Origin of the sequence: Quadrisphaera granulorum (assembly GCF_003149145.1) — a bacterium.
GTDB lineage: Bacteria > Actinomycetota > Actinomycetes > Actinomycetales > Quadrisphaeraceae > Quadrisphaera > Quadrisphaera granulorum.
Map to the genome: position 1 here is coordinate 82,719 of NZ_QGDQ01000015.1, position 14,105 is coordinate 96,823.

Annotated in this window: 12 protein-coding genes; 5 read left to right on the top strand and 7 right to left on the bottom strand. The window is 71.5% G+C overall.

Annotated features, from left to right (window positions below):
- Nucleotides 1–33 precede the first annotated feature (33 nt).
- Nucleotides 34–2,172 carry a peptidoglycan recognition protein family protein gene (locus tag BXY45_RS12785; RefSeq protein ID WP_146211187.1) on the top strand — a complete coding sequence of 713 codons (2,139 nt, stop codon included), beginning with the start codon at nt 34–36 and terminating at the stop codon, nt 2,170–2,172.
- A gap of 116 nt (nt 2,173–2,288) precedes the next feature.
- Here the strand turns inward: BXY45_RS12785 and BXY45_RS12790 are convergent, their stop codons facing one another.
- The 3 genes from BXY45_RS12790 to BXY45_RS12800 form a co-directional block, all read right to left on the bottom strand.
- The gene (locus tag BXY45_RS12790; RefSeq protein WP_109774899.1) at nt 2,289–3,272 is read right to left on the bottom strand and encodes a GDP-mannose 4,6-dehydratase; all 984 of its coding nucleotides are present in this window, start codon (nt 3,270–3,272) and stop codon (nt 2,289–2,291) included.
- Nucleotides 3,269–4,258: a GDP-mannose 4,6-dehydratase gene (locus tag BXY45_RS12795; protein WP_109774900.1), complete on the bottom strand. Its 990-nt coding sequence runs from the start codon at nt 4,256–4,258 to the stop codon at nt 3,269–3,271. The genes BXY45_RS12790 and BXY45_RS12795 overlap by 4 nt, the downstream gene beginning before the upstream one ends.
- Nucleotides 4,259–4,340: 82 nt before the next feature.
- Nucleotides 4,341–5,606: an agmatinase family protein gene (locus BXY45_RS12800; RefSeq protein WP_211319528.1), complete on the bottom strand. Its 1,266-nt coding sequence runs from the start codon at nt 5,604–5,606 to the stop codon at nt 4,341–4,343.
- Nucleotides 5,607–6,029: 423 nt separating this feature from the next.
- Between BXY45_RS12800 and BXY45_RS12805 the strand changes: the two genes are divergently transcribed.
- The gene (locus BXY45_RS12805) at nt 6,030–7,628 is read left to right on the top strand and encodes an amino acid permease (protein WP_211319529.1); all 1,599 of its coding nucleotides are present in this window, start codon (nt 6,030–6,032) and stop codon (nt 7,626–7,628) included.
- A 60-nt stretch (nt 7,629–7,688) separates the two neighbouring features.
- Here BXY45_RS12805 and BXY45_RS12810 read toward each other — a convergent pair whose 3' ends face one another.
- Nucleotides 7,689–9,185, bottom strand: coding sequence for a putative nucleotidyltransferase substrate binding domain-containing protein (locus BXY45_RS12810; protein WP_109774902.1), 1,497 nt, complete (start codon nt 9,183–9,185; stop codon nt 7,689–7,691).
- Complete coding sequence (locus tag BXY45_RS12815; protein WP_170131490.1) at nt 9,182–9,928, bottom strand: FadR/GntR family transcriptional regulator; 747 nt, start codon at nt 9,926–9,928, stop codon at nt 9,182–9,184. The genes BXY45_RS12810 and BXY45_RS12815 overlap by 4 nt, the downstream gene beginning before the upstream one ends.
- A 90-nt stretch (nt 9,929–10,018) precedes the next feature.
- On the opposite strand from BXY45_RS12815, the gene BXY45_RS12820 reads away from it, so the two are divergent.
- The 3 genes from BXY45_RS12820 to BXY45_RS12830 are packed head-to-tail and all read left to right on the top strand — an operon-like array spanning nt 10,019 to nt 13,115.
- Nucleotides 10,019–10,939 carry a carbon-nitrogen hydrolase family protein gene (locus BXY45_RS12820; RefSeq protein ID WP_109774904.1) on the top strand — a complete coding sequence of 307 codons (921 nt, stop codon included), beginning with the start codon at nt 10,019–10,021 and terminating at the stop codon, nt 10,937–10,939.
- An 8-nt stretch (nt 10,940–10,947) separates the two neighbouring features.
- Nucleotides 10,948–12,339 carry an APC family permease gene (locus BXY45_RS12825; RefSeq protein ID WP_109774905.1) on the top strand — a complete coding sequence of 464 codons (1,392 nt, stop codon included), beginning with the start codon at nt 10,948–10,950 and terminating at the stop codon, nt 12,337–12,339.
- Nucleotides 12,336–13,115, top strand: coding sequence for a carbon-nitrogen hydrolase family protein (locus BXY45_RS12830; protein ID WP_109774906.1), 780 nt, complete (start codon nt 12,336–12,338; stop codon nt 13,113–13,115). The genes BXY45_RS12825 and BXY45_RS12830 overlap by 4 nt, the downstream gene beginning before the upstream one ends.
- A gap of 27 nt (nt 13,116–13,142) precedes the next feature.
- Here the strand turns inward: BXY45_RS12830 and BXY45_RS12835 are convergent, their stop codons facing one another.
- Both BXY45_RS12835 and BXY45_RS23310 read right to left on the bottom strand, forming a co-directional pair.
- Nucleotides 13,143–13,802: a TIGR03089 family protein gene (locus tag BXY45_RS12835; RefSeq protein WP_146211188.1), complete on the bottom strand. Its 660-nt coding sequence runs from the start codon at nt 13,800–13,802 to the stop codon at nt 13,143–13,145.
- 151 nt (nt 13,803–13,953) lie between these two features.
- Entirely contained in the window at nt 13,954–14,100 is a 147-nt protein-coding gene (locus BXY45_RS23310) for a hypothetical protein (protein ID WP_170131491.1), read from the bottom strand.
- Nucleotides 14,101–14,105 lie beyond the last annotated feature (5 nt).

Sequence of the window (14,105 nt, forward strand, 5' to 3'; positions counted from 1 at the left end):
GCGGGCGGGAGCCGAGCGCGAGGAGCAGCACCCGTGACAACACCCCCGTCCCGCACCGCGACCGGCGCCCGCCAGAGGCGCCGGACCGGACGGATCGAGAGCTGGTGGGGCGGTCGTTGGGCGCTGCGCTGCGGCGCCGTAGCCGTGCTCGTCTCCGGAGCGGGCGTAATGCCCGTCGTGGGCGCCGGCGCCGCGCCGAAGCCCGTCACCCCGACCGCTCAGGTGCTCCAGGTGCCCGAGGTCGCCGGAGGCGCCGCGCCGACGAGCAGCCCCGCGCCGTCGTCGTCGTCCTCCACCCCCCACGCGACCCCCACGCCGTCGTCCACCCGCAGCGCGGCCACGGGTCGCGCCACCGTGCCCGACACCCCGGGCGCGGGGGCGACCGAGGAGCTGGCCACCGGCCCGGTGCGCACCAAGGACTTCAACCTCGTCTCGGTGCAGTGGAACGGTGACCCCGAGGCCGACGTCGACGTGCAGGTCCGTGTGCGGACCGACGATGGCTGGTCGGGGTGGCAGACCCTGGAGGTCGAAGATTCCGGTCCCGATCCGGGCACGAAGGAAGCGGCGCGAGCCGCCGAGAAGGGCAGCACGACGCCGCTGTGGGTCTCCGGCGGTGCCAACGCCGTCGACGTGCGCGTCTCGGTGCCCGCCGACGCGAAGACCCCCGACGGCGACCCCGCCGTCGAGGACGTGCGCACCAGCCTCATCGACCCCAAGGCGTCCGTCGGGACGCAGACCGCCTCGGCGCCCGCAGCCTCGGCGCGGGCAGCAAGCTCGATGCCCGGTGTCATCACCCGCGACCAGTGGGGCGCCGACGAGTCGCTGCGGCTGGCCAAGTGCGCCTCGCCCAGCTACACCTCGACGCCGAAGGTCGCCTTCGTGCACCACACGGCGGGGTCCAACACGTACACCGCGGCGGAGTCCGCGGCGATCGTGCGCGGCATCTACTACCAGCACACGGTGGTCCAGGGCTGGTGCGACATCGGCTACAACTTCCTCGTCGACAAGTACGGCCAGATCTTCGAGGGCCGCTTCGGTGGCATGGACAAGGCCGTGCTCGGTGCGCACGCGGGCGGCTTCAACGCCGGTAGCTTCGGCGTCTCGGTGCTCGGCAACTACGAGACCGCCAAGCCGACCCCGGCCATCACCGAGGCCCTGGCCCGCGTCATCTCGTGGAAGTTCTCCCTCTCGCAGACCGACCCGACGGGCAAGGCCGTGCTGACCAGCGCCGGCATCGGCGGCACCAACATCCGCCACCCCGCGGGCGCGCAGGTCACCCTCAACGCCATCTCCGGGCACCGCGACGTCGGCGCGACCGCCTGCCCGGGGGCCAACCTGTACTCCCAGCTGCCCGCGCTTCGCACTCGCGTCGCGCAGCTCATGGCCGAGAAGGAATGGGAACTGAGGACGACGGCGACGCCCGGCGCTTCCGACGGCACCGCCTACTTCGGTGACACGCGCGGTACGGCCCTGTCGTGCGACTGGGACGGCGACGGCACCGACGGCCTGGCCGTCTACACCGCCGGTCGCTGGACCATCAAGCAGAAGCCCGGCAACGACGACCCAGATCTGACGTTCGACTACGGCTCGGCGAGCATGATCCCGGTCTGCGGTGACTGGAACGGCGACGGCGTCGCCGGCATCGGCGTCTACGACCCAGCCACGTACACGTGGTGGCTCCGCGAGACGGCCACGCCGGGCGCACCGGACCGCAAGTTCGTCTACGGCTTCAAGGGCGTCAAACCCGTCAGCGGTGACTGGGACGGCGTGGGCCGCTCCGGCATCGGCGTCTACGACGGCTACCGCTGGTGGCTGCGCGGCACCGCTACCCCCGGCGGCGCGGGCGCGGTGTTCTCCTACGGCTGGCCGCAGGCCACCCCGGTGGTCGGTGACTGGGACGGCGACGGGCGCGACACCGTGGGCGTCTACGCCACCGGCGCGTGGTGGCTGCGGAACTCCATCACGCCCGGCCAGCCCGACGCCCTCTTCGGCTACGGCGCGGCCACCGACCGGCCTGTGGTGGGTCGCTGGGACGTCAGCGGCCTGACCAGCTCGGCCGCCACGGACAGCGGCTCGGGCAGCGGCAGCGAAAGCAGCGGCGACGGGGACGCCGCCACCAGCGTCACGCCCGAGCGCGGCGACGGTGTCGGCGTCTGGCGCACCTGGCCGTAGCCCCCACGCCTGCAGAAGTGGCCGGCTGCCCATGATCACCGTGAGGTGGCCGGCTGTCCATGATCACCGTGATCATGGGCACCCGGCCACTCGCGTTTCGGCCCGGTAACTCCCCGTCAGGGGGCGTCGAGGAGCGCGAGGTCGGCGTCGACCATCGCGCCGACCACGTCGGCGAACGCGCGCGTCGGTGCCCACCCGAACGCCTCGCGCGCCAGCGTGGGGTCACCGACGAGGTCGGCGGCGTCGTTGGGGCGCACGAAGGCGGGGTCGGTGCGCACGAGGTGGCGCCACTCGGTGACGCCTGCCCGCGCGAACGCCGCCGCCACGAAGTCGTCGACGGAGTGCGACGTGCCGGTGGCCACCACCACGTCGAGCGGTTCGGTGTGCCGCAGCGCCGCCACCATGGCCCGCACCGTGTCCGGCGCCCAGCCCCAGTCACGACGGGCGGCGGTGTTGCCCAGCACCAGCTCGTCGGCGCGGCCACGGGCGATCGCGGCCACGGTCGAGGTGATCTTCCGGGTCACGAAGCGCGTCGGCCGCCGCGGCGACTCGTGCGGGTACAGCACCGCGTTGACCGCGAACGCCCCACCCGCGCGGTGCAGCTGCACGAGGTGGTGGGCGTAGGCCTTCGCCGCGCCGTAAGGGGTGACGGGGACGACGGGGGTCGACTCGTCCTGCGGCGTGATGCCCGCCCCCGCGAACACCTCCGCGCTGGAGGCCTGCAGCACGCGCACCTGACCGCCGCTGGATCCCGTGGTGCTCGCGGCGGCGTGCAGGATGGCGGCCGGCAGCACCGCGTCGAGCAGCGCCGTCTCCACCGGCTCCTCCCACGAGCGCGCCACCGAGCTCTCCGCCGCGAGGTTGTAGACCTCGTCGGGGCGCACCTCGCGGATGAGCGTCGCGGCGGCCTTCGGGTCGAGCAGGTCGGCGGTGTGGACCACCAGCCGGTCTCCCAGGGCCTCCAGGTGCGGCGGGAGGGGGCCCGAGCTGCGGCGCACGCCGTGCACGAGCGTGCCCTCGGCAGCGAGCAGCTCGGCGAGGTAGCCGCCGTCCTGCCCGGTGACGCCGGTGACCAGCGCCGTCCTGCGGTTGCCGCTCACTTGCCGGAGAGCGCCTTCTGCTCGGCGAGGTCGGAGTCGACCATCATCTGCACCAGCTCGGTGAAGCCCACCTTCAGCTCCCAGCCGAGCTGGGTCTTGGCCTTGGTCGGGTCGCCGATGAGCAGGTCCACCTCCGCGGGGCGCATGAACGCCGGGTCCTGACGGACCAGGGGAGCCCAGTCGGTGATGCCGACGTGGGCGAAGGCCACGTCCAGCAGCTCACTGATCGCGTGGGTCTCACCGGTGGCCACGACGTAGTCGTCGGCTTCGTCTTGCTGCAGCATCCGCCACATCGCCTCGACGTAGTCCCCGGCGAAGCCCCAGTCGCGGCGGGCGTCCAGGTTGCCCAGCACCAGCTCCTCCTGCAGGCCCAGGGAGATGCGGGCGACGGCCTGGGTGACCTTGCGGGTGACGAACTCCGGGCCGCGGCGGGGGCTTTCGTGGTTGAACAGGATCCCCGAGGAGGCGTGCATGCCGTAGGACTCGCGGTAGTTGATGGTCATGTAGTGGCCGAAGACCTTGGCCACGCCGTAGGGGGAGCGGGGCCACAGCAGGGTGTCTTCCTTCTGGGGTACGGCCTGGACCTTGCCGTACATCTCTGAGGAGGAGGCCTGGTAGAAGCGGACCTTGGTCATGTCGTCGCCGCAGTAGAGGCGGACGGCTTCCAGGGCGTTCAGGACGCCTTTGCCGGTGACCTCGGCGGTGAGGTCGGCGTTCTCCCAGGAGTAGGCCACGAAGGAGATGGCGCCGAGGTTGTAGAACTCGTCGGGCTGGGCGATGTTCAGGGCGCGGATCAGGGAGGACAGGTCCATGAGGTCTCCGGTGAGGACCTTCACGCCGGGTACGTCGCGGGCCAGCAGCGGCAGCTTGGGGTTGTTCTGTCCGCGGACCAGTCCGTAGACCTCATACCCCTTGGACAGCAGCAGCTCGGACAGGTACAGCCCGTCCTGGCCGGTGACTCCCGTGATCAACGCGCGCTTGGCCATGCAGCGACCCTAGGGGACGGCCCTCGTCGTCGTCCTCGCAGTGCAGGACGAGGACGACGACGACGGCGCGCGGGCTGCTGAACTACCCGGCCTGCGGCCCCCAGGCGCGCCGGTCGCGGACAGCGGCCTTCTTGCCGAGGTGCCCCTCCCGCACGAGCATGGCGAGCGAGTCGAGCACCACGCGGGAGCTGAGCAGCGAGGTCTGCTCCGCCCAGTCGTAGGGCGGGGAGCACTCGACGATCTCCAACCCGGAGATCCCCCCGGCCGCGATGAGCCGCACCATGTTCAGGCCTTCACGCGGCAGCAGGCCGCCGGGCTCGGGCCAGCCGGTGCCCGGCACGAAGCCGGCGTCGAAGACGTCGATGTCGAAGGACAGGTACACCGCCTTCGCGCCCTTCCACGCAATCTCGAGCGCCATCTCGGCGATCTTCTCCACGCCGACGCGCTCGACGTCGCCCACGGTCATCACCGTGGTGCCACGCTCACGGCCCACCTTCACGCCCGCGCGCGGTGACTGCCAGCCGCCGATGCCGACCTGCACGAGGTTGGTGGCGGGCGCGTTCTTGATGTTGGTGGCGTGGAACCAGGGCGTCGTGTGCATCCGCTCGTCGAGGTCGGTCTCCTGCGTGTCGACGTGGCGGTCGAAGTGGATGATCCCGATGTTGCCGTCCACGTGCGGCGCCAGGCCGCGGATGGTCGGGTAGCCGATGGAGTGGTCGCCACCGAGGATCACGGGGAACACCCCGCGCGAGACGACGTGCGACATCGCCTGGCTGATCTGGTCGAAGGACTTCTCGAGGCTTCCGGGGATGGTGAAGACGTCGCCGATGTCGACGATGTTGAGCTGCTCGCGCAGATCGACGCCCAGCTCGTAGCTGTAGGTACCGAAGAGGTTGGTCGAGCGGCGGATGCCCTGCGGGCCGAAGCGCGTGCCCGGCCGGTAGGTGGCGCCGGAGTCCAGCGGCGCGCCGAAGACGGCGACCTCGGCGTCGTCGACCTGATTGACGTCTTCCAGGTAGGGGCAGTTGAGGAAGGTGCCGCGCTCCCCGGCGAAGTGGGGGAGCTCGCCGCGCGAGAACGTCGGGATGGTCTTGTCGACGAGGGTGGGCGATCCCGGCAGGCCGAAGGCGAGGCCCTGCTCGATCTCCTGGTCGTGGCGGAACATCGAGATCCGCGCCTCGGCCTCCTGTGCCCAGCGGCCCTCCTTCTGGGCGAAGGCGTCGCTGTGGGAGTGCGTGCCCGGCCCGTGGGAGTGCGTCGGCTGCCCGGGCCCGTGGGAGTGGGTGTAACCCTGAGTGCCTGCGGTGCCGCCGTCGCCGTCGCCATCGCCGTGCTCGTGCTCTGACATCGTTCCACCACTCCTTGGGGCCGCCTGATGCAGTGGTACCTGGCCGTCTGAGGTGCCGGGGCACATGCCAGCACACTCCGCCTGCGCGCGGCGTCGGCGGGGCCGAGGTGGCGACGTCGGCGGCTGGAACGGCGGTGCGCCCCGCCGAGCGCTCGACGACACAGGGGCTTAACAGGATCGCGGCGCTGCACGTAACACGGACCCAGTGGAGTGTCCGCGAGCCGATCCGAGGGTCGGCGCGCACCTAGGGTTCCGCTGGCCCCAGCTCCTCGGGGGCATCAGGACTGGTCCAAGAGGTGCAAGCAGCCTCGCGGCGGGCGCGCTGAGCGACGCGAGGGTGCTCCACGGCGGGATAGAAGCCCGGGAGGTTCGCCAGGCCCTGACCTTGTGTCAGGGCTCGTCCGCTCATCCGAGGAGCCTTCTGTGGCGACGACGACCCAACCTTCAGGATCCACCGACACGACCGCGGCCCACGACCTCAACGAGTTCGGGTACGGCCAGGACCTGCACCGCTCGATCGGGACCTACGCCTCCTTCGCCGCGGGGTTCTCGTTCGTCTCGATCCTCACCACGATCTTCCAGCTCTTCGGGTTCGGCTTCAGCTTCGGCGGGCCCACCTTCTTCTGGACCTGGCCCGCGGTCTTCCTTGGGCAGCTGCTCGTCGCGCTGTGCTTCGCCGAGCTGGCGGCGCGCTACCCGCTCTCAGGCGCCATCTACCAGTGGGCCCGGCGGCTGGGCGGCAGCACCGTCGGCTGGTTCGCCGGCTGGACGATGATCATCGCGCAGATCGTCACCGTCGCTGCGGCCGCGATCGCCATGCAGGCCGTCCTCCCGGCCATCTGGTCCGGGTTCCAGGTGGTCGGCGGCGACCCCTCCATCGCCAGCCTCACCGGTGCCACCAACGCGATCCTGTTGGGCCTCGTGGTGCTCACGATCACCACGCTCATCAACTCGGTGGCCGTGCGCGTCATGGCGGTGGTCAACGCCGTCGGTGTGACCGCCGAGCTCATCGGCGTCGTCCTCCTCATCGTGGCGCTGTTCTCGACCTCCGTGCGCGGGCCGGGCATCGTGCTAGACACCAGCGGCGTGACGAGCTTCAGCGCCCTGTTGGCGGCCGGGCTCATGGCCGGTTACGTGCTCGTCGGCTTCGACTCGGCGGGCGAGCTCGCGGAGGAGACGCATAACCCGCGCCGCACCACCCCGAAGACCATCCTGCGAGCCCTCATCGTCTCCGGGATCGGCGGTGCGCTGATCCTCCTCGGGGCACTCATGGCCGCTCCCACGCTTGATGACGAGCTCAGCGGAGGCGGCCTCGCCTACGTCGTGACCAGCCGCCTCGGTGACGTCTGGGGTCGCGTCTTCCTGGCCGATGTCGTGCTTGCGGCGTTCGTCTGCACGCTCGCGATTCAGACCGCGACCACGCGGATGATCTTCTCGATGTCGCGCGACGAGGTGCTGCCCTTCTCCCGCAAGCTGCGCACCGTGTCGGCCCGCGGCGCGACCGTCCACGCCTCCGTGCTCGTCGGGGTCGGGGCCGCAGCCCTGCTGCTCGTCAACCTCGGCCACGCGGGCGTCTTCACCGCCCTCACGAGCACGTGCATCGTGCTCCTGTACATCGCCTACCTGTGCGTGACCGCCCCCATGCTCTACCGGCGGCTCAAGGGCTGGCCGAAGGAGCTGGGGCCGCAGCAGGACGAGCTGGGCAAGCCCGTCTTCAGCCTCGGGCGCTGGGGCCTGCCGATCAACGTGCTCGCCGTCCTGTGGGGTCTGGCGATGGCCATCAACCTGGTCTGGCCCCGCCAGGAGGTGTACGACCCGGAGGGCACCAGCCCGGTGCTCCAGTACTTCGGCGTCATCTTCGTCGCGCTGACCGCCATCGGTGGGTACGTCGCCTTCACCGTCAAGAAGAAGGCCTACCGCGCCGCCATCGCCGGTCTTCCTGGCTCGGACACCGCCGCCGCGCCACGCATCATCGACCTGACCGACAGCGCCTCCGTCGTCGACAGCGCGACCAGGCGCTGACAGCGCCCTGGGGCCGGAGTCGGCCCGGCCGGTCTCGCGAGCGGTCGGGCCGTGCCGGTCTCAGGGAGCGATCTCTGCCAGTGCCGCCGGTGCCGCGGCGAGCAGGTTGGCCGCCCGGCGCTGCACCGCGGCGACCTCGCGGACGGCCTGACGGATGACGCTCCTGTCGATCGGCGAGAGCTTGTCGATGACGACGACGTCCGTCGCCGCCTCGCCGGCGTCCAGCTGCTCCAGCTGGTGACGCAGCCGAAGCCGCTGCAGTAGTTCGAAGATCTCCACCAGCGTCGATGCCTCGACCTGCGGGAGCACCACCGTGCCGGCCGTGGCACGCAGCCGGTCGACGGTGCCCAGCGCCGGTGACCCAGCGCTGAGAGCCGACCAGCGGGCCAGGTGGACGATCGGGGTCAGGGCGTGGGCCTTGACGTCGAACGAGCCGCCACGGCCCCTCAGCACATCCCAGCCCGAGGGCAGCCTGGCGCGGGTGACCAGGGCCTGGTGCAGCAGCAGGCGCATCGCCGCCGGGTGGGTGCGCAGCTCGTGGAAGGCCTCTCGCACGCTCGGCGCCTCTGGGTCACCGACCACCGGCCGACCGTCGACGAGCAGGGAGACCAGCACCGTCCCTTTCGACGGCACAGCACCCTGGGCCTGCGACGGATCGGACAGCCACTCGCGCGCTCCGTCCCGCCACTGCGATGCCGTGCGAGAGAAGAGGCGGTGCGACGGGTTGGCCCCGTGCTCGTCGCTGGCCAGGCCCATCGAGCGGAGCTCGACCACGACATCGGCCACCGCCGCGCGGTACGCCTCGACCTCGTCCGTGCTCAGCCCGTCATCAAGGACGACGGCGGCGTCGAGGTCGGAGCTGGGCACAGCCTCGCGCCGCCCACCGCTGCCCAGTGCCAGCCACGTGAAGCGCGAGGTGTCGAGGTCCGCGGTGCGCGCCACCACCAGCTCGATCGTGCGCCGCACGAGAGTGTCGAGCAGGCTGGAGTGCACCGCGGTCACCTGGCTGGCGGGCAGCCCTCGGCGCGTGGCGTCACGCATCACCACGGGCAGTCGCTGGGCGCGGCGTCTTAGCTCGCCCACCGACGATGCGCGCCGCAGCTGCTCGTGCAGGGAGGCGCTCGACGTGGTCGGAGACACGACGAGGTCTCGCGCGGAGATCAGTCCGCGCAGCGCGCCGTCGTCGTCGATCACCACGACGTGCTCGACGTCGGCGTCCAGCAGGCCGATGAGCGCCGCCGTCGCCGACGTGCCGAGTCGCACCACTGGCGCCGCACAGCGGGCGAGCGAAGCTGCGTCAGCGGACGATGGGCAGCCGACGGCCACCCAGGCGCGGATGTCGGCGTCCGTGAGCACCGCGAACCCGCCGCCGATCGGCACCGCCGCACACCCCAGGCCGGCGGACGTCATCGCGGTCGCCGCCTGCGCCACCCCTGTGCTCGGAGCCAGGACCAGGGGGGCTCGAGTCAGCACGTCGTCGACGAGCGCGTAGCTCGGCGCGCCGATCGTCGCCGTCCCCGGAGCCCATGACGAGGTGTGGGTCGCTTCCTGAGTCACCGGGTCAGACCGACGAACATCGTCGTGTGGAGGGCTGCCACGTGGCGCTCGGCGATGGCGACAGCGGCCACGGCGTCGTGGGTGCGGAGGGCGTCGACGAGGTCGGCGTGCTCGCGGTTGACGCCGTGCAGGTACTCGATCGGGTAGGGGACGAAGTAGGCGTAGAGGCGGTGCAGCGCGTCCCGGTAGGGGCCGACGAGGTGCGGCCGGTGGGCTGCCTGTGCGACACCGAGGTGGAACCGCTCGTCGGCGGCGTGGTACCCGGTCCAGTCCGTGGCGGCGCGGGCGTCTGAGACGGCCTCCTCCAGGGCTTCGATGTCACGGGCATCGGCCTCGCGTGCGGCGAAGTGCGTGAGGCTGGTCTCCAACAGGGTGCGGACGTCGATGAGTCGATGCACCTCGGCGGAGTCGCCGCGGAAGGCGCGCACCGCGGGCAGCTCGGAGGCACCCTCGGTGTCGGCGACGAAGGTGCCACCGGAGCGTCCGCGCACCCGCCGCAGGATGCCGTCGTCGGCGAGGGAGCGCAGTGCGCGCCGAACGGTGATCTCGCTGACGCCGAGAGCTTCGGCCACCTCGGAGTCCGGGGGCAGGGCCTCGCCCACCGAGAGGAGGCCGAGGTCGATGGCCAGGCCGATCCGCCCGCGGACGGTGTCGACGGCGGACAGCCGCGTCAGGCCCGCGACGGCAGGGGCGGTGAGTGCTGGGACCGCGGGGTGCGTCTCGCCGGGGTGTGCGGAGGGCATGGACCCCATCTTGCGGGAACGTCGGACCCCTCTCGTTTTTTCGCTCATTCTGATCTATTTTCCTCCCAGGACACCCCTGGAGGTCACCCCATGTCGCGATCACTCCGCGTCGCCGTCGCCCAGAGCCCCCCGCACCCCCTCGGTGCTGACCTGGGCGAGTTCGCCGCCCAGGTGCGCGAGCACGCGCTCGGAGGCGCTCGGCTCGTCGTTTACCCCGAGCTGCACCTCTTCGGGGCAGACGCGTACCCCGAACCGGACCGCAACGCCGCTCTCGACGCTGCAGCGGTACCGCTGGACGGGCAGCTGGTCCGCGACCTCGCGGTGATCGCCCGGGATGCGGGCGTCTGGCTGGTGCCGGGCAGCATCTGCGAGCGCGGGCCGGGCGGTGAGCTCTTCAACACCGCGCTCGTCCTGTCGCCGCGCGGAGAGGTCAGCGCCACCTACCGCAAGGTCTTCCCCTGGCGTCCCAGCGAGCCCTATGCGCCCGGCGACAGGTTCGTGGTGGCCGACGTCGACGGCGTCCGGATCGGACTCGACATCTGCTACGACGCCTGGTTCCCCGAGGTCACCCGCCACCTGGCCTGGATGGGCGCGGAAGTGGTCCTCAACGTCGTCAAGACGACGACGGCCGACAGGCCGCACGAGCTGGTGCTCGCCCGCGCCAACGCCATCGTCAACCAGGTCTTCATGGTCAGCGTGAACTGCGCGGGGCCCGTCGGGCGAGGCCGCAGCATCGTCGTGGACCCCGAGGGGGAGGTGCTCGCCGAAGCGCCCGGTGACGAGGCGACCACGCTGGACGTCGAGCTGGACCTCGACCACGTCGACCGCGTCCGTACGCACGGCACCGCAGGCGTCAACCGCATGTGGGCTCAGTTCCGCGCCGACGACGCCCCCCTGGCGCTCCCGCTCTACGGCGGTCGCATCGATCCCGCCACGTGGGAGCCGCGCGCCGCAGTCCCCGCCAGCACTGCCTCCACTCACCCTGCCGCCGAGCTCTCCACCAACCACTGAAGGAAGCCATGTCCAGCACAGCTCCGACCGCCCCCGCGCTGACGCGCACGCTGCGGTTGCCGTCCCTGGTCCTGTTCGGCCTCGCCTACATGACACCGCTGATCGTCCTCGGCATCTTCGGGATCGTCGCCGAGACCACCGGTGGTGCCAGCGCGTCGGCCTACCTCGTGGCCCTGGTCGCGATGCTCTTCACCGCCTCGAGCTACGGGCGCATGGCCGCAGCCCACCCCGTTGCCGGCTCCGCCTACACCTACGTGCGCCGCACCATCGACCCGAGGGCCGGCTTCCTCGTCGGGTGGGCCGTGCTCCTCGACTACCTCTTCCTGCCGATGGTGATCTGGCTCATCGGTGGCTCCTACCTCCAGGCGCAGTTCCCCGGCGTCCCCGGCTGGATCTGGATCATCGGCTTCATCGCCGTCACCACGGTGCTCAACGTGCTCGGCATCAAGGTGGCCAACCGCGCCAACTACCTGCTCATGGCGTTCCAGGTGCTCGTCATCGTGGTGTTCGTGGGGCTGTCGATCGGCACGGTCGTCTCGGCGCAGGGTTCCGGCGGTCTGGTGAGCCCTGCCCCGTTCACCAACCCGACGGCGACACTGTCGGGTGTGACGGCCGGGGCGGCGATCGCCGCGTACTCCTTCCTCGGCTTCGACGCCGTGACCACCTTCACCGAGGAGACGGTCGACCCCCGCAGGACGGTTCCCCGCGCGATCCTCCTCGTGGCGCTCATCGGCGGAGTGATCTTCATCGCTGTGGCCTACACCACGCAGCTGGTCCACCCCGGCGGGACCTTCACGGACTCCTCCTCGGCGGCCTTCGACATCGCCATCACCATCGGCGGCAACGTCTTCGGCGCCGTCTTCATCGCCGGCCTCGTGATCGCCCAGTTCGCCTCGGGTCTCGCAGCGCAGGCCTCGGCGGCGCGCCTGGTGTTCGCGATGGGACGTGACGGAGCCTTGCCGCGCCGCGTCTTCGGTGTGCTGAGCCCCCGGTTCCAGGCTCCCGTCACCAACCTCGTGCTCATCGGGGTCGTCGGGCTCGCCGCTCTCTTCCTCGACGTCGCGACGTCGACGTCGTTCATCAACTTCGGCGCCTTCTTCGCCTTCACCATGGTCAACGTCTCCGTGGTCGTCTACTACGTCCAGCAGCGCCGGCGGGGGCAGCGTCTCAATCCTGTGCTGTACGTCGTCCTGCCCGTGATCGGCGCGGCCGTGACGCTCTTCCTCCTGACCCGCCTCGACTCCACGGCGATCACCCTGGGGCTCTCGTGGCTCGCCATCGGGATCGTCGTGCTCGCGGTGGTCACCCGCGGGTTCCGCACGCTCCCGCCGGAGATCCCGGCCGACGAGGTCGAGGCCCCCGTGCCGGTCACCGCGTCATCGGGGCGCTCCTCCTCGTGAGGCTCGCCCTGGGGCAGCTCCGCGCTGTCGACGACGTCCCCACGAACCTCGGTCTCGTGGGCGACGTCGTCGGTCAGGCGGCCGACGCCGGTGCGGACCTCCTGCTGCTGCCGGAGTACGCCATGTACGAGCGGGCGCGCGTCGACGCCAGTTTCGGGGAGGTCGCCGAGCCCCTCGACGGCCGGTTCGGCACGGCTGTCGCGGAGCTCGCGCGCGTCCGGGCGTTGCCCGTGGTGATCGGGATGGTCGAGCGCGACCCTCGCGGGGGCCTCCCGTTCAACACCCTCGCAGCATTCGGTGCCGGCGGAGAGCTCCTGGGCAGCTACCGCAAGATCCACCTCTTCGACTCCTTCGGTTTCCGGGAGTCCGAGTGGATCGCCGCCGCACCGGAACCCCTCCCGGTCGTGGTACCGGTGGCCGAGGCCCGGGTCGGGCTGATGACCTGCTACGACCTGCGTTTCCCCGAGCTCGCGAGGGCCCTGGTCGATGACGGCGCCGACGTGCTGGCGGCGTGCTCCTCCTGGGTGCCTGGCCCACACAAGCTCCAGCACTGGGACGTCCTCGCCCGCGCCCGCGCCATCGAGAACGGCGCGGTCGTCGCGGCGGTGACGCAGGCCCAGCCGATCTCCATCGGGCGCAGCCTGGTCGTCGACCCCGATGGCACGGTCATCGCGCAGGCCGGCCTCGAGGCGCAGCTCCTCGTCGCCGACATCGACCTCGCCGTCGTGGCGAGGGCTCGCACCCGAGATCCGGGCTACCGCTCCCGGAGGCTGTGACCCGCTGGTGCGCGGGTGCTGACTCGCTCAGGCGGGAGCGGCCCCCTCCTGGGCAGCGACGCGCTCGGCTCCGGGAGCACCTGGGCCCAGCAGGACGGCGCTGCCGCCGCCGGCCAGCGCTGACAGGACGGCGTCGAGCGCGGTGGCGTCGCCGACCTCGCGCACGTCGACCAGCACCCGCGCACCGGGTGCCTGCGCCGGGGGCACCTCCAGCCCCGGGGCGTCCGGCACGTAGGGCAGCGCGTCACCGAACCCGGCGACGACGGCGGCCGCGTCCAGCGCCCCCGCCGGCACCGACGAGGCACGCAGGGCGAGAGCGCCGAGTGCCTGCACCACCACGTGCTCGGCACCTGAGGGCGCGGGCGTCCCGTCGGGGATGACGGCGACGCGCACGCCGTCGTCGTCCTCATCCACCAGCTGCGCACCTACGGTGGCGAGCGCGAGCCGCCACGCCACCGTGCGCCAGTGCGCGGGCAGGGCGAGGAGCGCGGTGTCGCCGACCTCGACGTCCAGCTCCTCCACGAGCAGGTTGGCCGTCTTCGCGACCCAGTTCTCCAGCACGCGCGCCGACAGCTCCACGCGCTCGCCGTCAGCGCCGTACCAGGTGACGCGGGGGCGGCCGGAGTCTTGCGCGCGCAGGCTTGCCAGGAGCTTCGGGACATCGACGCGGGTGCTGGGGGAGCTCACGACGACGACGGTAGGCCGCCGCCCTCCGAGCCCGCCTCGGCCCATCCGCCGTCCTCCTCGACGATCACTCGACAATGCCCCGACCGAGCCGCAGAACTCCTCGCCCCGCCCCCTCGGTGACGATCAAGGAAGTGCACGCCACAACAGCGCGTCACCTGCACACCTGCCGCTGCACCAGGTCGCAGAACGTCGCGATCGGTCCACCCAGAAGCACGGGGAGCCGATCGATCACCACGATCTGCGTGATCTTCGACGGGCAGCTCCTTGCGGGCCGCAACGACAGTGTTGTGACGCTCACGTCCT

What these genes read in the sequence shown, in the direction of transcription:
- BXY45_RS12815 (WP_170131490.1), bottom strand. Translation starts at nt 9,928, where the DNA reads ATGCCCTCCGCACACCCCGGCGAGACGCACCCCGCGGTCCCAGCACTC.
- BXY45_RS12800 (WP_211319528.1), bottom strand. Translation starts at nt 5,606, where the DNA reads ATGTCAGAGCACGAGCACGGCGATGGCGACGGCGACGGCGGCACCGCA.
- BXY45_RS12825 (WP_109774905.1), top strand. Translation starts at nt 10,948, where the DNA reads ATGTCCAGCACAGCTCCGACCGCCCCCGCGCTGACGCGCACGCTGCGG.
- BXY45_RS12820 (WP_109774904.1), top strand. Translation starts at nt 10,019, where the DNA reads ATGTCGCGATCACTCCGCGTCGCCGTCGCCCAGAGCCCCCCGCACCCC.
- BXY45_RS12795 (WP_109774900.1), bottom strand. Translation starts at nt 4,258, where the DNA reads ATGGCCAAGCGCGCGTTGATCACGGGAGTCACCGGCCAGGACGGGCTG.